This is a genomic window from Alteromonas sp. 4NH20-0104 (genome assembly GCF_057547795.1).
The window spans coordinates 22,053-41,822 of sequence record NZ_BAAJLP010000008.1; the positions used below are offsets into that span (position 1 = coordinate 22,053).

The window sequence follows — 19,770 nt, forward strand, 5'->3', positions numbered from 1 at the left end:
AACTTTTGCGGGCAAATATACTCTAACTAATCGTTATAAGACCTGTAAGTTTGGAATGAATAATCTAATCTGGTGAATAAATATACATTAAGGCGTATAATTAGGGCAAAAGTGGGGAGGCAGTTGTGAGTAACGATCTATTGTTTTCAATATTGCCACGGGAAGGCAAGGTGCCGGTAGTGGTGGATGAGAAGGTTAAGCGCGTCAGTAAAGAAACGCGCGCTAAAAACCTCTCTGAAGACGAAAAAGAGACGCACGACGAAGAGCGTCTGATCAGCGAGCAAGAGCAGTATAAAGTCCATGAAAAAGCGCCGCAGCAAGAGCAGAACGCTGCCAGACAGCAGCCTGATCAGCAATCTGATGAGCAGTCAGCAGCGCCAGAAAAAGATGACGAGGAAGAGCTGCTTTACGACAGTCACGGTGAAACGCCGGAGCATCATCATGATCCTGATGCACCGCACATTGATATCTACGAGTGAATTTTAGCCGTTCGGTCGGTATCCAGCCAGAGTAAAAACGCAGGCAGAAACAGTAAATCAATGACCAGCGCACCTACCAGAATAATGGCCGTTAGCAGGCCCATATCTGAATTCAGCGCAAAACTGGACAGACTAAGAATACCAAAGCCGACGGTCAGTACTGTGGTGGTTACAATAAGCGCCTGACCAATGGTTTTATAAGCATATCTCACCGCTTCTTCGGCGGTCTTACCCTGCTCCCGGGCTTTCTTATACTTCGATAAGAAATGCACCGTATCATCGACGATGATCCCCAGTGTCATACTCAGCACTACAGAAAGTGCCATATTAATCTCACCAGACAGCATGGCCCAGATGCCAAAGCCCAGACCGGCCGGTAATAGATTTGGTACCAGACTGATGGCACCAAGTTTAAGTGACTTTAATGCGAATATGAGCAGTGCCGAAATGATCACCAGCGCAGTGAGGGAGCCTTTCAGCATACTCTGCATATTGGTTTCGCCAATGTGAGCAAACATCAGGGCCGGACTCGCCGCGGTTAACCTCAGCTGAGGGGCCAGTTTGGCAAAGAAATCTTTGGCCCGTTGTTCGAATGCCGTGAGCTCTTTGCTACCAAGGTTATCGAGGGTGACGCTAATGCGGGTAGCAGCTTTGTCGACGTCTATCTGATTATTCAAATCAAGACCATAGGGCAGCGACATTTCAAATAACAATAAATACTGTGCGGCCAGTTCGGCATCAAGCGGTAACTGATAATAGGTATTATCATCATAATTCATGTTTTTATTGAGCTTTTTATAAGTGTCACTGATTGAGGAAACATGGTCGACCTCAGGTTGTGCTCTTAACCACGCCGTTAGCGCCTGCACCGATGTTAATACTTCCGGTTGGTTAATACCGGATATTTCATCGGTATAGACGGCAAAATCGATGGTCGCCAGACCACTCAGGTGATCCGACTGATAGTCCGCTGCCTGACGAAAGGAGTTGTCCTGGCTAAAGTATTTAATTGCGATGTCATTCAGTTGATTGGTTGAAGCCAGAATCAGAGCTGTAACAAAAATGATGGCGCTATAAGGTAATACACGGCGATGATAGGTGATCACCCATTCTCCCAGCTGAGTTAGCCACGGCAGTGGTTTGGTGCTGGTTTGTTGGGGCGGTTTAATTGGCAATACTTTGAGCATGGCGGGCAACAGGGTCAGTGACAGCACACAGGCAAGCATTACGCCCATTGCAGTAAGATTACCCAGGTCGACCAGAATCGGCACATCGGAAAAATTCAGGGTTAAGAAACCAATAGAAGTGGTCACCGAGGTAATCACAATCGGCATAAAGTTTAAGGCCAGCGCGTTGTGTAAGGCTTCATCGCGGCTTTCACCTTCACGCATATGCTGAAACCAGGATGCAATTACGTGCACGCAGTCAGCCACTGCCAGTGTCATTACCATGGTCGGTACATTCACTGTTGAAACACTCAAAAAGAACCCGCTCCAGCCAGCAAAACCCATGGTCGAGGCTATTGTGGTGGCCACAATGACCAGAGTTGTTATGGCGGCAAAAACCGAACGCATCAATACGCCAATCATCACGATGATAGCGGCAAACATGGCGGGTACCAGGGTGGCCGCATCGTCATTGGCCGCTATCTGGAAGGCGTCATTAAGCATCACCACGCCGGTTAAATACAGGGTGTGATCCGGGTATTCCCCAGCCACTCTGGCTTTTATGTTTTTAACAAAGTCGCCAATTTCGGCCACTTCGGGGGTTTGATCGCCATCACTCATCCTTACCGTAATACTGATGACCGCAACTTCACCATCCGGGGAAACCAGACGATTAAGGACATCGGGTTCGCTCAGAGCGACCTGTTCAATATTAGCTATCACTTCCGGCGTCAGGGTTTGCCAGTCCGGATAGAGTTTATCCACAATTAAATCGTCACCTTCGGCGTAGGTATGCTGAAAGTTGGTGATGGAATTGACGCGGATTGAGTAGGGCGTTTGCCAGGCTTCTTCAGTAAGAGACTGAATTAAATTCAGGGTAGTGGTATTAAATACGTTGCCAGAATCCGGTACTACCAGAATATTTACCGATTCGGTTTTATTAAACATGTCCTGCATTTCTTCAAAGGCAACCCGTTGCGGATTGTCTTCGCGAAAGAAGGTCTTATAGTCACCGCGGAAATACAGGTTCTGAGCGCCGGCTGCCAGTGCGACAATCAGTATACTGCTGAACAGAATAATCAGATAAGGATGGTTAAGGAGTCGCGGATATTGGCGCGTGGTCATTTGACGTCCTTCGAATTGTTATATTGTCATTGACTTTATAAACTACTATTACACGGTAATGTGGAGATTTCCACTGATGAAACAGAGTCTTTTAAGCGTTTATTGTTGCCATTCGCGGAGCTGTAAGAAATGAGTATACCCAGTGTTATGACCCATCGCATTGTCACCGTTCAAATGGACGATTCGCTGGCTGTGGTTAAAGAGATATTTGAGGCCAGTGGCTTTCATCATTTGCTGGTGGTTGAAAATGAAAAGCTGGTGGGCGTGTTATCAGACCGGGATTATTTAAAAGCGATCAGTCCGTTCCTTAACAGCATTAGCGAACGTATCCGCGACCGGGCGACTCTGGAGCGTAAAGTGCATCAAATTATGACCCGGGACGTGATTACCCTTAAAGTGACCGACACCATGGTCAGTGCCATCGGCTTATTTAACCGTCATAAAATTTCTTGTCTGCCGGTTATTGATGAGACCGGAAAGCCGGTTGGTATTGTTAGCTGGCGGGACATCTTCCGCTATTTTGGCGCTTCGGTGGAGAAGCGCCGGGCAGAGTGATATCGATCAGGCCTGACTGCCAAGGGTCTTAAGGGCTTCGCCATCTAAACGGTAGCGGATCCATTCGCCCTGAGGTTTAGCGCCAAGCGATTCATAAAAATCAATGGCCGGCTGGTTCCAGTCCAGTACGCTCCATTCAAAACGGCCACAGTCTTTCTCTACCGCAATGCCGGCCAGATGAGTCAGCAGTTGCTTGCCTGCGCCAAGGCCTCTGCTCTGTGGTGAAACATAGAGATCTTCAAGATAAATCCCATACTGACCCTGCCAGGTCGAATAACTGAAAAAGTAGATGGCAAAGCCGATGGGCTGGCCTTCATGTTCACAGATCAAGCCATGGGCATGAGGTGTTTCGCAAAACAGGGTATTGTGAATATGCTCGGGAGTGGCTTTGGCTTCGTGCTCAGCCTTTTCGTAAATAGCCAGTTCTTTGATGAAATGTAAGATGGTGTCGGTATCTGATTTTTGAGCGGGTCTGATGGTGATGGCCATGAGTTCTCCTCCGTCGCAACAATAGCTAAGTATTATTCGTTTTTAAAGGTGGCGAAGTGTATCTGAAAAGGCCACAGGTAGCACGGTTTGCACCGCCGGACTACCTGTGGTTTACCGTATTAGGAAAGCTGCGGGGATTTCCCCATCAACTTGTTCTTAAGCAGTGGAAACAAGCCAAAGAATTTGCCGAACAGGGTAGTTAAGTCCTGCAAAATCAAATACAGACAAGGTACCAGCAACAAGGTGACAAGCGTGGCATACAATACGGCTGAGCCTAATGCTGCTGCCATGGGAATAACAAACTTAGCCTGCAGACTGGTTTCAAACAGTATCGGCATAACCCCGGCAAAAGTGGTAATCGAAGTCAGAGTAATTGCTCTGAAGCGAGCACAGCCCGCTTCCTGAACGGCTTGTAGAATAGAGTAACCTTCCAGACGCTTCTGGTTTATGTAATCGGTCATTACCAGTGAGTCATTGATAACCACTCCGGCTGCAGCAATTAAGCCGAAGGTCGACATCATACTCAGGTCGAGGCTAAGCAGATAATGCGCCCAGATGGCACCGGTCAGACTAAAGGGGATAACCGACATAATGATTAGCGGCTGGCCGTAACTCTTCAGCGGCACCGCCAGTAAGATGTAAACCATGATCATGGCTGCTACGAAGAACATGATTTGTTCATCCTGCTGTGCCTGTTGTTCTTCAATGTCGCCGCCCAGTTGGGTTTGTACATTGGGGAACTCTTCAAACAGCTGGGGGAGCAGCTTTTCATCAATACTGGCCACCACTTCGTTGGGTTCAACCTGCTCTTCGTCGATAGCACCCCACACATAAACCGAGCGGTAGCCCTCTTCACGACGAATATAACTGATGCCCGGCTCTTCGCTGAGGGTCACCACATCACCTAACATTACCTCGTCACCCTCGGGGGTGGTAATTACGGTGTACTTGAGGTCGGAAAAGCGTTCTCTGGTCAGGCGCGGATAGCGCACCATTACCCTGACTTCCTCACCGTCGCGAATCACCCGTTGGGCTTCGCCACCGTAGAAACTCAGGCCAACCTGATTGGCAATACTGCGCAGGGTAAGACCCAGTTCATAAGCAGCAGGTAATAGTTCCATGCGCACTTCTTTACTGGCCGGGTCAATGGTGGAACTCACATCGTAGAGGCCTTTTTCCTGTTGCAACATCTGAATAAAGCGCAATCCCGCTTCGTTCAGCGACTTAATGTCGGCACCATACAGCAGGTAACCAAACTCGCCGTTATCGCCGCCACCGTTAACATCGTCTTCAATACTAAAGCTCTTCATACCGGCGATTTCGGGGATTTGTTCACGCCACTTACGTGCCAGTTCAAAGGTATTAAAGTGACGTGCGTCCTCATCGACCAGAGGAATAACCAACCGTGCTTCGGTACGGGATTCGTTAAACGCGAGCAGATCACGGATCATGCCCGACCCATATTCCTTGATGGTGTCTTCTTCAATTTTCCAGATCACCGACTCAATAGTTTTTAATGCTTCAATGGTCGCCATATCCGACACATTTTCGTTCATCTCAATGCCGATGCTGGGGAAGTCATGAGGCACCTTAGGCTGAGGTATAATGCGTACATGATTACCGGCAACCAGACCCCAGCTAAGCATTAGCATGGCAACAAACCCGGCCAGCACGGCCCAGCGCCAATGTACGGCTTTTTCGACAGTGCGACGGTACGGGCCATTTACAAACTGGTTGAACCGCGCATTGAAGCGAGCGCGCCAACCGTCAGGTTTTACCTTGCTGAATTTTATGTTGGCAATGTGCGCAGGCAGGATCAGTTTGGATTCAATCAGGCTAAAGGCCAGGCACAAAATCACTACAATGGCGATATTGTAAAAGAATTCCCCTTCGGGACCGCTACTAAGGGTAAATGGGGCAAACACGGCAATGGTGGTAAGTACACCAAAGGTCGCTGGCGTTGCTACACGCTTGGCACCGCGGATAACGTTTTCTACCCCAGGCCCCCGTTGTTCTATTTCGGTGTAGGCACTTTCTCCTATTACGATGGCATCATCCACCACAATACCCAGTACCATGATAAAGGCGAATAACGACAGAATATTCACACTTACGCCAAACACAGGCATTAGCATAACTGCGCCCAAGAAACACAGCGGTAGCCCTACCATAACCCAGAAAGCCAGGCGGAAGCGCAGAAAGATTGTCAGCATCAGAGCAACCAGTAGCGAGCCCTGAAACAGGTTGTTGAGCATCATGTTAAGACGAGCATTTAAGTAGTAGGTCATGTCGACCAGCTCTTTCAGCTCTAAACCGGCTGGCAGCTCCGTGTTTTTAAATGCCATGAAGTCTTTTACCGTTTCAGCAATCGGCACCATGCTCTGCGATTTAGTTGCGTCTACTGCAATCAATACCGCATTTTGCCCCGAGTAACGGAAGTAACGCTCACCTTCGGTAAAGCCATCTTTAATATCGGCAATATCAGAGAGCACGACCTTCGCGCCATCAGAGCCAATCTTAACCGGGATGCTGGCAAACTCTTGGCCATCATAAAACTGACTTTCAAAACGTACCGAGACCAGGCCTGCGTCAGTACGTAATTGACCGGCTGAAATGTTGGCAGAGTACTGATTAATGGCATTGGTGACGTCTGAAATCGTCAGGTTGTACATGCGCAACAGTTCGGGCTTAATCTCGATGGCAATTTCATCGGTTGGCACCCGGGCATTGGCAAGAGAGACGTTACTTAACTGGAGTAAGTCATCCTCAATTTCCCTAGCGATAGGCTTTAATTCCTCCAGAGGAATATCGCCCACCAGGGCCATTTGGTACACCTGCTGCTGAAACTCAGCCTGAGAAATGGTGACCGGCTCCATATCGGCCGGGAAGGTGGCAATACTGTCAACGCGCAGCTTTACCTTATCGAGCACATCGGTCAGTTCTTCGTCTTTATCGATCTCCAGCGACACCCGGCCGCTGTTTCTGAATGCACGGGACACGGTGCGTTTAATTTCGCTAACGTCTTTCAGGCTTTCTTCTATTTTAATCAGGATACTTTCTTCAATTTCCTGGGGGGACGCACCGCGGTATTGCGCCGAAATATTAATATAGTTTCTCTCGATATTCGGAAACATCTGACGCTGAATGGTTTTATAACCAAAGGCACCCATTATCAGGATGAATATCATCAGCAGGTTTGCAGCAACCGAATTACGGGCAAACCACGAAATAAGCCCGGTTTGAGGGTTTAATGGATCTGACATTGCGGTGGTTTCCGTTAATTATGGTTGTTTTGCGACGAGTTTATCGGCACCTTCAATGACCTTAACGGCCATACCGTTTTGCGGGTATTCCGGTAATGTCATGACAATCCGGTCATTAGCAGTAATATCGACCCGAATTAAAAACTCGCTGCCTACTTCACGCACCACTTCAACCGGCTTGGCTACCAGTTTATCAGCGTCATCAAGGATCCAGAGCTGGCGACGGGTGATCAGTTCCTGGGGAATACGGTAGACGTTATCAATAGTTTTACCGGTAAAAGCCACTTTGGTGTAAGCACCAAAACGCAGCACCGGCTGCCCGGTTGTTAAACCATAAGGGTCATTTATTCTGGCCACCAGGTGGGTCATACGGGTCGCGCTGTCGTAAATGCCTGAGTCGCGAACAATGGTGGCAGAGCGTTTAATTTCGTCAGTGGTGCCGTTAAGCAAGGAGACTGTTGCTTCAATACCATTAACGGTTTCAGGCAGGAAGGCCTGGTCGAATCGGGCCAGAGGAAAGGTCACTTCGCCCACTTCCACATTGTATAACGTGGCCGCAGTGGTTCCCACGGTCAGAAAATCCCCTTTACCAATAGAGCGACTAACAATCAAAGCATCATAAGGCGCAACCACCTCAGTGTTGGCGAGGTCACGCTTAGCAATTTTCATTTGTGCCTGGGCGGCCTTAACGGCTGCTTCAGCAGATAAAATCTGTGGTTTACGCAAGTATAAATCGGTTACTCTTGAATTGGGTAAGGTGGCGGCTTCACGCTCGGCGACATTGGCCAGCGCTTTTTCTTCTATAAGCGCTGCCTGAGCATTGGCCAGTGCCGACTCCGCTTGTAGCAGGGCCGCGGTGTACGCATCTTTTTCAATCGAGAACAGCATTTCGCCACGCTTAACAATGCCGCCGGCAACGAACTTTGGATTCCATTCAACCACTTCTCCGCTCACCTGGGCCGCCAGGCGGGTGCTTTCTAATGGCGCAAGTTCGCCGAAAGCTTCAATATTAATGGCAAAGGATTCTGGCTTTAACTGGGTAATCTGAACGGTTGGCCGGGTATCGACCGATTCATTTTCTTCTGTGGTGTCACCTAGTGCGGTAACAGTCTTCATTGCTCCAATCCCCAGAACAATGATGGCTATTGGTAAGATGACTCTTAACAACTTCATATTTTGTACTTCCTTTGACCCTGGATACGCTTTTCTTTAGATTTATATTATGAGCGATGACATCTATCGGATCGCTTTATAATTGTAACGAACTATTAAAAAGTGATGCTGCGAAAGCCTATCGTTTTAAGGTGTTAATGATGACGTACTTAGGACCTTATTGCGACCCTTTTCTTTGGCCCGGTAAAGTGCCTTGTCTGCCAGTGAAAGGGCACTGTTCAGACCATTCGCCAGGTTGATCTGCGCCACACCAAAGCTGGCGGTGATTGTCAGTGAGGTGTTTTTGATTTCTACCGGCGTGGCCTGGAGTGTTTCACGGATTTTCTCGGCCAGCACCACGCCATTGCTCTCATTGGTGGTAGGCAGGACAAACAGAAATTCTTCGCCGCCCCAGCGCGCCACGCCATCCTGTTCCCTGATGACCTCCTTAAACAGATCAGCAACGTGCTTAAGGGCGATGTCTCCACCATCATGGCCGTAGTTATCATTAACCTGTTTAAAACGGTCGATATCACACAGAATAAGAGTAAGCTGTTCCTGCTGCCGTTTAGCGCGGTTTATCTCATGATCAATAAACTTCTGAATGCCGCGCCGGTTAGGCAGATTGGTCAGGGCGTCATATAACGCCTGTCGTTCAAATTTTTCACTGATATCGCGAATGATGATGAAGCTGGTTTGCCGGCTATGCTCGTAAAAGGCCGATAAAAAGGTCACGGTGGCGAAAGACAACAACAAACGCACTTTAAATTCGTGGGTATAACTGGCGATCAGCAGCGCATCACCGGGGGTAAACAGAATGACCGCGCACAGCGCGATAAACATGCCAACAGTAATAACCCCCCAGAATACTCCGGCAAAAAACATGGCGACCGGGGGCAGCACAAAAATCCATAGCGGGCCGGTGCCAGCCACGCCACCGAATATAACCAGGTACAGCATCAGGCTAAGCAGGCAGAGTACCAGCAGGGTAGGGGCTATAATATGATTGTTTTTTAACTTACTGTGCAGCAAAACCCCTTTACAGAGGCCAAACAGGGTCGCCGATGACAGTAACACAATGCCCAGGGTAAGCTGTTCGTTGAACACGGCTTTGATGCCCAGTACCAGCGTGATAGACATGCCCACAATAGCAAACAGGTTGATAACGACTATTTTGCGGTTTGTGTCTTCATCGTGATCGCTGCGACAGCCACTGGAAATCAGGCCGTTAAACAGCTGTGTTATAAAGGTGTAGGGATTATCTGTTTGTTTCAACTCTGGTTACAACATCGTTGGTTAATTCATCGATCAGCAATCGCATTTGCGACACTGAAAAAGCAAAACCATCCTTGTTGAGAGGTAACCCATAATTAAACTGAACAATCTGCGGTTCCGCTCCGTCCGTTGCCAGCCGGAATTTTCCTTTCAGGACCAACCTGCCATCGAAAGTAGGAATAAAGTCGTCCAGCTGTATGTCTAAAATGTACTCTGGTTGGGCAGGATTTGTCCACTTGCTTTGCACTCGAAGACGCATTTGGTGGTTTGCTGACAGTGATTCACTCAATGCCATCTTAAAATCGCGGTCAAAGGGCTCGGCCCAGACGTGTTTAGGCGCGAAATGGATTTCGCTGTCACTGAGCTGCAAACTTAGGTTGCGTTGTTTTAGGTAATCCGGTGCCGTCAGCGAGCGTAAAAACAGGCTGGGCTGGTCGCTAATATCGGCGCTGGATTGTGCCATCACCTGGGTGGGTTTATGCAGCAGGTAATAGTTTAAGCCAATCGGTTTACTGCTGCAGCCCGCCAACCATAGCACTGCGATACCGGCTATCCACTTCTTCATTGGTCTTGCTCCTGAGCCCGGGGCTGAATATCAATCTCGGCATTATCTGAAAAAATCAGGCCATTTGGGGTTTTATTGAGTTGCATAAGCAGCGGTTGAATGGCCCTGAGAGTCTCTTGCAGTGAGTCAACGGTATTGGCGATTTCCGCTTTACTTAATCCGCCTTCTGAGTAGTGCTGAAGGAGCCCCTCAAACGCTTGCAAACTATGCTGTATCTGGGTGTTTAGCTGTTCGGTATCGAGTGCAGCGATGGTTTCGTCAAAGTTATCGCTGGTTTCATTGACTGACTCGGCGGCTTCCTTGAGAGTGCCGATGACTGTGGTAATGTCTGCAATCAGTGTTTCCAGCGGCAGTGCATTGATTTTGTCCAAGATGGCATCGGCTTTTTGAGTGAGCTGAGTAAACTCACTGGATACAGTGGGAATAACGTCCATATCGTTAACCGATAACAGGGAAGCCGTGACCGGCTGATCGACGTGCTGCAGATCCACAAATAACCCGCCGGTAATAAAGTTGCCCATGCGTAGGGTAGCGCGCAGGTCTTTACGTATCCAGCGTCCCAGTCTGTCTCGCAGGAACGCGAGCCCCTCTTTGCTATCTTCCAGTCGTGCTTTGCCCGGATAAATATTGATGAGCACCGGGATTGGATATTCATCGTCCAGCAGGCTGCCAATGTCGACGTTATTGTCATTAATGGCTGCCACTTTACCAATCTGCAAGCCGCGATATTCTACCGGCGCTCCCACGGTGAGTCCGCGCACACTTTCGTCTATCAGCAGGACATACTGAGCGGCGTAACGAAACCGCTCATCGGCTGCGGCGTTATAGTCGCCGTAAATAACAAATTTGGCGTTATTATCTATCGGATTGCCTTTGGTGTCGCCTTGTGGGTTGCCAAAGGTCACCCCGTTAGCCAGTAAGGTTTCCAGGCTGCCGGTTTGAATGGTAAGGCCGTTAGAAGCCAGTTGCAGTTTCACGCCACTGACGTTCCAGAATCGCGTATTTTCATCAATTAACTTGTGATAAGGCGCGTGGATAAATGCCCGGTAGGTAATGCGCCCCAGCTCAACATCAAAGTGGACCTCTTCAAATTCGCCGACCTTAAACCCCTTGTAAATGATGGTATCACCCGGTTTATAGGTTAAATCATCCGTATCGCTGCTTAGCTCTACATGTAAGCCGGGGGTACCCGGCGGCGTAACCGGCGGACGTTCCAGAGCGGTAAAATGATCCTGTTCGGTTTGGCCGGTTTCAGCTGTCATGGCTATAAAACTACCGGAAAGCAGCGTATTGAGCCCGGAGACTTCAGAAAAAGACACTCGTGGCGCCACTACCCAGAAGCGGGTGTTTTCATTAAGCAGACGGGCGGCGCTCTTTTCCAGCCGGGCGGTCACGGTAACGCCGTCAAGCTCGGGCTTGAGCTCAATTTTCTTTACCTGCCCGACATCCAGGTCGCGAATTTTAATGGGCGTTTTATTGACTTCAATACCACTGGCTGAACTCATATCTATGGTGATTAGCGGGCCCTGGTTTTGCCATTGGTAATACACCATCCACGCGCCAATCAGTAACGCAATGATGGGAATTACCCAGACTTTGGAGATTCGCGTTGTTGGTTTTACTGCTGCATCATCGGTCATAAATCTGAGTCTTTCCTTTGCTGCCAGATTAAGCGGGAGTCAAAAGTCATCGCGGCCAGCATGGTAATAAATACCAGCGCACAAAAAGCCAGCGCTGCGGGGCCGGGGTGAATCGCCAGGGTACTGCCCAGCTGAATGAGCGCCACCAGAATGGCCACCACAAATACATCAATCATTGACCAGCGGCCGATAAATTCAATAAACCGGTAGTAGCGGATCTGCCTGCCGGGGTTTATCAGTTCTTTAAATTGTACCGCATAGGTCAGTCTGGCTAGCACCACCAGTTTAGCCACCGGGATCACAATACTGGCAACAAATATCACGAGGGCGACCGGATATGAACCCGACTGCCATAACGATATTACTCCGCCCATAATGGTGTTGGGCTCAGAGTTGCCAAACAGCTCCGTGCTCATTATCGGTAGTGCGTTAGCTGGAATATACAGGATTAACGCGGTAAACAGCAACGCCCAGGTACGCTGAATGCTTAGACTTGCCACCTGCGGCGTTAAGGGGGTGACTTCAGGGAGTTCACCATTATGTAACCAGAGTTTCAGGCGGGTATCATCAAAATAAAACAAGGCCGCGCTCATGGATACGCTGAACAGGACAAAGGCATAAAATGATAAACCAATGGCAATATCCGCCAGTGAGGTAATTTTTATCAGGCTGACCAGGGTACCAAGCAGGAAGATTTCAGCCATGCTCCAGGGCATCAGCCATTCAACCCAGCGCAACAGGGTTTTCATCCAGGGGCTCGGCGTACCGAGCAGCCGGCAGGTAAGCAGAATAATTAACCCGGTTAAAACCAGCCCGGGTAACACCAGGGTAGCCATGCCGGTGATCACTGCCAGGGTGAGGTAATCCTGCTCAACCAGTACATTCAGTCCGCCCGGTAAATCGATGCTGTTTTGCTGGCCATTGGCCCTGAAAGAGAGAAAATTAAAGGGCAACGACAGCAACAAAAAAATCATCGCAGACAGGGAAAGAGCCAGCGACGCAGGCATATCATTCCGATGATAAATGCTAAGCGTGTAGCCACAGCGCGGACACACAGCACGCTGTTTGTTTTGCAAAGCCGGTACGTTGACATTGGCTTCGCACTGAGGGCAGGTGATATTACAAAGAGGAGGCGCTGACATCACTGGCGTCGAAAAGGGTTTTAGTTAGCTTAACCTAAACCCTACCGACTTAAAATACAACGGGGCTCATTATGAGCCCCGTTGGTATCGCAAAATGGGATAAAACTCAGTAGCTGGCGTTACCCGGTGTACGCGGGAAGGGGATGACGTCGCGGACGTTTTGCATACCGGTCACATAGGCAACCAGACGTTCAAACCCTAAGCCAAAGCCAGAATGGGGCACCGTGCCGTAACGGCGTAAATCGCGGTACCAGCCGTAGTCTTCTTTGCTCAGGCCCATTTCGGCCAGGCGTGTATCGAATACGTCGAGTCGTTCTTCACGCTGTGAACCACCAATGATTTCGCCGATGCCAGGGGCCAGCACATCCATCGCTGCCACGGTTTTACCGTCATCATTTAAGCGCATGTAAAAGGCTTTAATGTCTTTCGGGTAGTTTTGCATGATGATGGGGGCACCAACATGTTCTTCTGCCAGATAACGTTCGTGCTCACTGGATAAATCAATCCCCCAGCTCACCGGGAATTCGAAATCTTTACCGCAGTTTTCCAGAATCGTAATGGCATCGGTATAATCCATGCGAACAAAATCGCTGCTGATGAGCTTTTCCAGACGACTAATGGCGTCTTTGTTGATGCGCTGGGCGAAGAATGCCATGTCGTCGGCACGCTCTTCGAGAACGGCTTTGCAGACATATTTGAGCATGTCTTCTGAGAGCTGGGCAATATCACCTAAGTCGGCAAAAGCCACTTCTGGTTCAATCATCCAGAATTCAGCCAGGTGGCGGGAGGTGTTGCTGTTCTCCGCCCGGAATGTCGGCCCAAAGGTATAGATTTTAGACATGGCACAGGCGTAAGTCTCACCGTTTAACTGACCAGATACTGTCAGGTAAGCTTCGCGGCCAAAAAAGTCTTCGCTATAATCCACATCGCCTTTTTCGGTTTTAGGCACGTTCATCATATCCAGCGTTGATACGCGGAACAGTTCACCGGCGCCTTCGGTATCGCTGGCAGTGATTATCGGCGTGCTTATCCAGAAGTAACCCTGCTCGTGGAAGAAGCGATGGATCGCCTGCGACAAACAGTTGCGGATCCGGGTTACGGCGCCAATCACATTGGTACGGGCACGTAAATGGGCGTGTTCACGCAGATACTCAATAGAGTGGCGCTTTGCCGCCATTGGATAGGTATCCGGGTTTTCAACCCAGCCCACGACTGCCACGTCTGTAGCATCCAGTTCCAGCGCCTGGCCTTTACCTTCTGACGCTTTCACACTGGCAGTAACAACCAGTGAACAGCCTGCCGTTAAGCGTTGAATATCAGCATAATTGGGTAAAGTATTGAGCGCTATCACCTGAACAGGATCGAAACAACTGCCGTCATGCAAAGCAATAAATGAAAGGCCCGCTTTAGAGTCGCGTCGTGTGCGAACCCAGCCCTTTACCGTTACCGATTCGCCAACCGCGTACTTACCAGCCAGTACGTCAACTACGGGGGCGTGTGTCATGGTTACTTTCTCCAATAAAAGTGTGTCTTTATATAATCGCAAATCATCGCATAGGCTAAGCGTGATTGCATCCAGATTCATTAAACAAAATGGCGTCTTGGCCGATATTAGGTGTAAGAGCGGTAAAAACACCGCTTTTAGCCCGACTGCTGCCTGATTATTAAGCAGTGTAGTAATGACTTTAGCCAACCAGGCGCTAGTATACTTATTCGCTTTGCGGATACTAGCGATACAAAGATAAATGACAACCAGGCAAGTACAAAAATTTGGTCAGGAGCGCAGAAAAAAATCGCGTGAACAGGATACCTATTACCGGGTTGTAGTCACCCTCAATTCGCTCGCCTGGCTTTCACTGGTGATTTGTTTAATTCTGTTTCATTTTGCCCGGCCTGAGATGGTTTCTGGTGTGCAGCAATTCTGGGGGATTGAAGGGCGTACCAGTTGGGCGCCTCAATATATCGATGCGCTCATCATGTTATTGCAGGGTTGTTTGGTAACCAGTTTGCTAACCATGTTTCTGCGTTCACGCCGCAACCGCCGCAAAAGCGACCGTTATGGCGTTAATTTATTTATTCTGGCCGGGATCAGCTCACTGAGCCTGGTTACTCTTAATGCTGCAGCGCTGTCATAAGTCAGCGCTGCCCGCAATATTACCTAGCCGCCGATAAAGCTGCTATTGATTAAATACCAGGTATAGCCCACGTAAGCCGCAACAAACACGCCACCTTCCAGTCGGTTTAGGCGTCCAGGGCCTTTCAGACCGATACAGAAAATAAACAGCGCCACTGAGGCGACCAACATAAACAGCACGTCGCGATACAAAAAGTCAGAGCTTACTTCCATGGGGTGAATAACACCGGCTATCCCGACCACTGCCAGCGTATTAAACATGTTGGAGCCAATCACATTGCCCAGGGCCAGGTCGTGTTCGCCTTTTTTCACCGCTGCCAGGGAAGAAGCGAGTTCAGGTAATGAAGTGCCTATGGCAATAATGGTTAAACCGATCACGACGTCGCTGACGCCGAAGAAAGTGGCTACTTCTACTGCGCCCCATACCAGCAAACGAGAACTGGCGACCAGGATGACGAGTCCAATAATAAGCCACAGGGTTTCTTTCTTAAGGTTAGTCTCGGCCTGATTGAGCTCTTCATTGTATTCTTCAGCCAGGGCATCTTTATCGCCGCGCATACCTGTCCAGATACTCCAGGAAATCAATAAGATAAACAATCCAAGTAAGGAAAATGCGTCATCTTTGGACACCTGTAAATCCAGTACCTGCCAGGCCGCGAAAAATGTCAGGCCGAGCATGATGGGGAGTTCTTTACGAATAATTTCTGAGCGTACGGCGATCGGGCTGATCAGCGCAGTGATACCCAGAATCAGGGCTATGTTGGCGATATTCGAGCCATAGGCGTTACCCAAAGCGATGCCTGAGCTTTGTTCCATCGCAGCGATAATAGAGACGATTATCTCGGGGGCTGAAGTACCAAATCCAATGATCAACATACCGATAAGGATGGGTGACAGACCAAAATGCTTCGCAACAGTAGCAGCACCGCCGACAAACTTATCCGCACTCCATAACAATAGTGGTAACCCGATGATAATAGCGACACTCGCTAACAACATATAATCTCCTTGAGCAGCCTGCGCACCAACCAATGGTGCCGGGGTAGGCGCAGAATAGAGCATAACCCTTTCACAATGCAAATACATCGGTCGCAGCAGAAACAAAACAGGTCGTAACGATAAAAATTATCCGTTATTCCGCTCGACCGCTTACCAGTAATATAGAGCAATAACTTAACGCAGGAGACATTCTGGCAATAGGGCCAGGTCTTTTCCGGCGTAGCTGTAAGGACAGATAACTTTTCATGCATCACACTCTGATTGTGGCCAATCAACACATCGACCTGGACGTCCCTTCATTAACGGTGCTCAGTTTCGAACAATACCTGTCGGATTATCCCAAGTGGAACGAACCGAAAACACGGGTTATTAACCTATGTGATACAGAGCAATACCTGAGTAACGGTTACTATTGTTCATTGTTGGCTGAGGCCAGACAGCACCGGGTCATTCCCAGTGTGAATACGATTAACGATTTGCGTTTGGTGAAAGCCGGACAAGAAGGACAGTCGCTGGTCATTAAACCGCAGGAGAAGGCGATTATCGACAGCCTTGGCGGTGAGTTTTTTGTGTGCTTTGGTAAAACCGAAGACAGTCGTCTGAAACGCATTGCTGCTTCGGCATTTGGCCGCTATCCGAGCCCCCTGTTAAAACTGACCGTGCGTCAGGAACAGGCAACGGTTTCCTGTGTGTCGGTTGGATTTAATGCCATCCCCGATGCGCTGCAAAGCGCTTTTATTGAGCGGCTTGGTCAGTTTACCCGGCAGCAGTGGCGTACCTCTGCGAAAAGCAAACAATCGCGCTGGGATATGGCTATTTTGGTTGACCCTGAAGAATCAACGCCGCCCAGTGATAAAAAAGCCATTGCACAGTTTGTGAAAGCGGCAGCAAAGGCAGGCTTTCATGCCGAGGTGGTTACCGCTGAAACCATTGGTGATGTGGCACAGTACGATGCCTTGTTTATCCGGGAAACCACAGCGATTGACCATCAGACCTACCGGTTAGCGCGTGCGGCAGAACGAGAAGGGGTGGTGGTGATGGATGACAGTCAGTCCATACTGCGCTGTTGTAACAAAATTTTCCTGCAGGATGCCTTTAGCTATCACAAGGTACCGGCGCCGAAAAGTCAGTTTGTGACAGATGCGGAATTATCCACCTGCGAAGCGCTGATAGACGCCTTGCAGCTGCCGATTATACTGAAATTACCGGAGAGCTCTTTTTCCAAAGGCGTTTATAAAGTCGAGACCCGTGAAGCCTTACAGGAAAAGCTCAGTATGATGCTTGAAGCTTCCGCATTAGTCCTGGCTCAGGAATACATTTTTACCGAATTCGACTGGCGTATCGGCATGCTTGGCGGCCGGCCCATTTATGCCTGCAAGTACTTTATGGCTCGCAATCACTGGCAAATTTACAACCATGCAGACGGTAAGTCTGATTCGGGCGACTTTGTAACCATGCCGACTTTTGAAGTGCCCAAACAGGTTCTAAAAGCGGCCATTGCCGCCGCAGATGTGGCGGGAAAAGGCTTGTACGGTGTTGATTTAAAGCAGCGCGGTAACAAAGTTTACGTGATTGAAGTGAATGATAACCCCAATATTGATGCCGGGATTGAAGATAAGTATCTGGGCAACGAACTCTACCTGCTCATTATGCAGGAGTTTGTCAGTCGCCTGGAACGCCGGGGGCGTCAGGAATGAACCCGGTGACACCTTGCTGGTTGTTACGACCTGCGCAAAACAGTGATCTAACGGCACTATTGGCGCTGGAAAACGGCTGTTTTAGCGCCGACCGACTCAGTCGGCGCAGTTTCCGTCATTACCTGCACAGCACTAATGCCGAAATGGTGGTGGCTGATGCTGGTGGCGAACTGCAGGGCTATGGCCTGCTGTTAGTTCGCCGGGGAACATTGCTGACCCGCTTATACTCACTCGCCGTGGCGCCACAAGCGCGTGGGCAAGGCATGGCAGAAGCCATTATTGGTTATCTGGAAAAGCGTGCCAGTAAGCGTGGCAAGCGGTACATGCGCCTGGAAGTGGCGGAGCACAATGAGTCCGCCATTCGGCTGTATACCCGTCTGGGGTTTGAGTCGTTTGCCATCACCCCACATTACTATGAGGATGACGCAACCGCGATCCGTATGCAAAAAGCACTGCCTCTCGATACCCCGGATATTCAGCACAGGTTATGCCCGTGGTATCAGCAATCCACGGCATTCACCTGTGGGCCGGCCAGCCTGATGATGGCAATGGCAATGATTGATCCGACGGTCAGGTTATCGCAGACTGAAGAATTTGCTATCTGGCGTGAATCGAATACCGTTTACATGACCAGTGGCCCTGCGGGTACGCATCCGCTGGGACTGGCGATGTCGGCCATGGAGCGAGGATTCGACGTGAAAGTCTATTTAAGCCATGAAGGCCCATTGTTTGTGGATGGGGTGCGTAACGAGCACAAACGACAGACTCTTATGGCCGTAGAAGAGCAATTTTCAATTGAAGCCGAAGCCCGCCAGGTGCCGGTGTTTTACAGTAACTGGCTGGATATTCTCGATAACGAAGCTAACGCGCCGCACAGTGCGTTAATGTGCCTTATCAGTACTTACCGGCTGGATCGCTCAAAAGCACCTCACTGGGTAGTGATTACCGGTACCGATGAACATTGCGTGTATATCCACGATCCGGACCCGGATACCGATACTGCGGTTTCCCGGATCCTTGACTACCAGCATGTGCCCATTGCCAGGGAAGACTTCCAGCGCATGACAAGCTATGGCAAGCGTCGGGTTCAGGCCGCTATCGTGTTACGGCGGCGGTCCCCGGAACTGGGGACTGGCGACTTAATGTGCAGTGATTTTGATCTGGCGGTTTAGATTACGCATAGCCTCAACCAGTTTCAGCAGATCATTGACCGTGCCTTTAAACGCCGAGTGCTTGGTAACCATTTCATTACCTGCATGGCTTAACTGGCCCTGATTGGCCGGGTCGAACATTTCAGTTTGCTCGGCCAGAGAGTCCCATTCCGCCTGAACAGAGGCCGGAATAAGGTGGCGCTTGGCCATCAATTTGTCTCTGATTTGCAACAGCTGGCCAGTAAGCAATGTATGATTTTTAGGTGTATCTGTCATGGTTGTTTTCCTCACTTCAATCGCATGGCCCGAGAAAGTGGGGCGTTTCGCGATATTGAGTAAATATTAATCGATAAAACGTAAGTAAAAGGTGTTTACCATGATGATTAGGTAGCAAATTTGATACCTATTGTGCAGCCGTTAATAAAAAAATTTAGTGGCTGAAGACCTGACGTTGCTTTTTGCGACGGTTTCGCAGCCAGGCTACTGGCAGCCAAAGCAATAAATACAGGGTGAGAGAAGTGGCCAGTGCAGAGCCGATAGCCTGAGGTTGTAGCGGCAGGGAAGGCTGATAAAAGGTGAGCACCTGGCTCAAGCGCGGGTACTGAACCGGCTGGGCAAAATACCAGAATTGTTCGAAATAATTACTGGTTCGCAAGGTTTGTAACGCTTGCTGAGCATCTTTATGGGCTTGTAATACCGTTTGTTTGTGTACTGCATCATCTCTCACCAGCGGGTCTTCATTGGCTTTGAGCGCGATGAGCATGGCGCTGACACTGGCATAGTCATAGGTATCGGCGAGTTGTTGATAGTGGTCGACTTCGGCCTGTGTGGCGTCGACATAGCCATTGAGATACTGCAGATAATGGTCGGTGACGATGGGTACCTGTAACATCAGAATAAGCAGCGCAGCAAACCATACCTTGTCAATTAATCGCATG

At 49.4% G+C, this 19,770-nt stretch carries 17 protein-coding genes; 5 read left to right on the plus strand and 12 right to left on the minus strand.

Annotated features, from left to right (window positions below; genetic code table 11):
• The first annotated feature begins 125 nt into the window (after nucleotides 1-125).
• Nucleotides 126-479 carry a hypothetical protein gene (locus AC27IB_RS07525; protein ID WP_487120009.1) on the plus strand — a complete coding sequence of 118 codons (354 nt, stop codon included), beginning with the start codon at nucleotides 126-128 and terminating at the stop codon, nucleotides 477-479.
• Here the strand turns inward: AC27IB_RS07525 and AC27IB_RS07530 are convergent.
• On the minus strand, nucleotides 470-2,770 hold the full coding sequence (locus AC27IB_RS07530; RefSeq protein WP_487120011.1) for an efflux RND transporter permease subunit: 2,301 nt from the start codon (nucleotides 2,768-2,770) through the stop codon (nucleotides 470-472). The genes AC27IB_RS07525 and AC27IB_RS07530 overlap by 10 nt on opposite strands.
• 129 nt (nucleotides 2,771-2,899) lie before the next feature.
• Here AC27IB_RS07530 and AC27IB_RS07535 point away from each other — a divergent pair, with 129 nt between their 5' ends.
• Nucleotides 2,900-3,325 (plus strand): CBS domain-containing protein, encoded by a 426-nt coding sequence (locus AC27IB_RS07535; protein WP_487120013.1) that lies wholly within the window; start codon nucleotides 2,900-2,902, stop codon nucleotides 3,323-3,325.
• A gap of 6 nt (nucleotides 3,326-3,331) precedes the next feature.
• Here AC27IB_RS07535 and AC27IB_RS07540 read toward each other — a convergent pair whose 3' ends face one another.
• The 8 genes from AC27IB_RS07540 to asnS all read right to left on the minus strand — a co-directional run bounded on the left by AC27IB_RS07540 (nucleotide 3,332) and on the right by asnS (nucleotide 14,355).
• The gene (locus AC27IB_RS07540; RefSeq protein ID WP_487120015.1) at nucleotides 3,332-3,814 is read right to left on the minus strand and encodes a GNAT family N-acetyltransferase; all 483 of its coding nucleotides are present in this window, start codon (nucleotides 3,812-3,814) and stop codon (nucleotides 3,332-3,334) included.
• Between the two features lie 119 nt (nucleotides 3,815-3,933).
• The gene (locus AC27IB_RS07545) at nucleotides 3,934-7,077 is read right to left on the minus strand and encodes an efflux RND transporter permease subunit (RefSeq protein ID WP_487120017.1); all 3,144 of its coding nucleotides are present in this window, start codon (nucleotides 7,075-7,077) and stop codon (nucleotides 3,934-3,936) included.
• 18 nt (nucleotides 7,078-7,095) lie between these two features.
• Nucleotides 7,096-8,250, minus strand: a complete 1,155-nt coding sequence (locus AC27IB_RS07550) for an efflux RND transporter periplasmic adaptor subunit (RefSeq protein ID WP_487120019.1) — start codon at nucleotides 8,248-8,250, stop codon at nucleotides 7,096-7,098.
• Between the two features lie 126 nt (nucleotides 8,251-8,376).
• Nucleotides 8,377-9,504, minus strand: a complete 1,128-nt coding sequence (locus AC27IB_RS07555) for a GGDEF domain-containing protein (protein WP_487120021.1) — start codon at nucleotides 9,502-9,504, stop codon at nucleotides 8,377-8,379.
• Nucleotides 9,488-10,069, minus strand: coding sequence for a PqiC family protein (locus tag AC27IB_RS07560; protein ID WP_487120023.1), 582 nt, complete (start codon nucleotides 10,067-10,069; stop codon nucleotides 9,488-9,490). The genes AC27IB_RS07555 and AC27IB_RS07560 overlap by 17 nt, the downstream gene beginning before the upstream one ends.
• Nucleotides 10,066-11,709 (minus strand): intermembrane transport protein PqiB, encoded by a 1,644-nt coding sequence (gene pqiB / locus AC27IB_RS07565; protein WP_487120025.1) that lies wholly within the window; start codon nucleotides 11,707-11,709, stop codon nucleotides 10,066-10,068. The genes AC27IB_RS07560 and pqiB overlap by 4 nt, the downstream gene beginning before the upstream one ends.
• Nucleotides 11,706-12,716 carry a paraquat-inducible protein A gene (locus AC27IB_RS07570; protein ID WP_487120027.1) on the minus strand — a complete coding sequence of 337 codons (1,011 nt, stop codon included), beginning with the start codon at nucleotides 12,714-12,716 and terminating at the stop codon, nucleotides 11,706-11,708. Before AC27IB_RS07570 ends, pqiB begins: the two co-directional genes overlap by 4 nt.
• 241 nt (nucleotides 12,717-12,957) lie before the next feature.
• A complete protein-coding gene (asnS, locus tag AC27IB_RS07575) occupies nucleotides 12,958-14,355 on the minus strand; it encodes an asparagine--tRNA ligase (protein WP_296052110.1) in 1,398 nt (465 codons plus the stop codon).
• A gap of 241 nt (nucleotides 14,356-14,596) precedes the next feature.
• Here asnS and AC27IB_RS07580 point away from each other — a divergent pair, with 241 nt between their 5' ends.
• On the plus strand, nucleotides 14,597-14,986 hold the full coding sequence (locus AC27IB_RS07580) for a hypothetical protein (protein WP_487120029.1): 390 nt from the start codon (nucleotides 14,597-14,599) through the stop codon (nucleotides 14,984-14,986).
• A gap of 23 nt (nucleotides 14,987-15,009) precedes the next feature.
• On the opposite strand, the gene AC27IB_RS07585 is transcribed toward AC27IB_RS07580, so the two are convergent.
• Nucleotides 15,010-15,984, minus strand: a complete 975-nt coding sequence (locus tag AC27IB_RS07585; RefSeq protein WP_487120031.1) for a calcium/sodium antiporter — start codon at nucleotides 15,982-15,984, stop codon at nucleotides 15,010-15,012.
• 245 nt (nucleotides 15,985-16,229) lie between these two features.
• Here AC27IB_RS07585 and AC27IB_RS07590 point away from each other — a divergent pair, with 245 nt between their 5' ends.
• Together AC27IB_RS07590 and AC27IB_RS07595 are read left to right on the plus strand one after the other, a co-directional pair.
• Nucleotides 16,230-17,681, plus strand: coding sequence for a RimK family protein (locus AC27IB_RS07590; protein WP_487120033.1), 1,452 nt, complete (start codon nucleotides 16,230-16,232; stop codon nucleotides 17,679-17,681).
• Entirely contained in the window at nucleotides 17,678-18,853 is a 1,176-nt protein-coding gene (locus AC27IB_RS07595; RefSeq protein ID WP_487120035.1) for a GNAT family N-acetyltransferase/peptidase C39 family protein, read from the plus strand. Before AC27IB_RS07590 ends, AC27IB_RS07595 begins: the two co-directional genes overlap by 4 nt.
• Here the strand turns inward: AC27IB_RS07595 and AC27IB_RS07600 are convergent.
• Nucleotides 18,821-19,108, minus strand: coding sequence for a hypothetical protein (locus AC27IB_RS07600; RefSeq protein WP_487120037.1), 288 nt, complete (start codon nucleotides 19,106-19,108; stop codon nucleotides 18,821-18,823). The genes AC27IB_RS07595 and AC27IB_RS07600 overlap by 33 nt on opposite strands.
• Nucleotides 19,109-19,262: 154 nt before the next feature.
• Nucleotides 19,263-19,769 (minus strand): DUF2937 family protein, encoded by a 507-nt coding sequence (locus tag AC27IB_RS07605; protein ID WP_487120039.1) that lies wholly within the window; start codon nucleotides 19,767-19,769, stop codon nucleotides 19,263-19,265.
• Nucleotide 19,770: the final 1 nt, after the last annotated feature.